General features: G+C 68.2%; 1 protein-coding gene. It reads left to right on the forward strand.

Translation table 11 applies throughout. The annotated features are described in order from the left end of the window. Nucleotides 1–538: hypothetical protein (locus VTU_RS33740; RefSeq protein WP_010106874.1), on the forward strand; the 538-nt coding region annotated here is incomplete at both ends.

Consider the following 538-nt stretch of genomic DNA (forward strand, 5'->3'; position numbering starts at 1 on the left):
CGCCGGCGCCATCGCCACCATCGCGGGCAACGCGGCCAGCAATATCCTGGGCAGTAGCGCCGCCAAGGCCGGCCTGCCCGACTCGGGCAGCGCACGCAGCCAGACGCAGAGCGTCATCAGCCCGGGCCAGGTGACGTTCACCGGCGAGGACCCCGACGGCAGCAGCGCGCAAGCGCTCGCCACCCTGACGGCGCGCGACCCGAGCACAGCCAACCAGAGCCTGAAAAACAACCTGACGTTGGTAGAGGCGCAGGACATTGCGAAGAACCAGCAAAAGGCGCAGGACGACATCCGGGCCGCAGGAATCATCGGCAGCATGGGCGCGCAAGCGATTGGCGACATTGCGCAAAAGAACGGCTGGGTGGAAGGCTCCGCACAGAAAGTGCTCTTGCACGGCGCGCTCGGAGCCGGTCTTGCCCTGGTCGGAGGCGGCAACGCCGGCGCCGGATTCGTCAGCGGCGCAGCCAACGAATTGGCCGTGGGCGCCATGGCCAACTACCTCGAAGCCAACGGCATCCCGCGCGGCAGCGAGGAGCAC

Source organism: Verminephrobacter aporrectodeae subsp. tuberculatae At4 (assembly GCF_000193225.1).
Taxonomy (GTDB): domain Bacteria; phylum Pseudomonadota; class Gammaproteobacteria; order Burkholderiales; family Burkholderiaceae_C; genus Acidovorax; species Acidovorax aporrectodeae.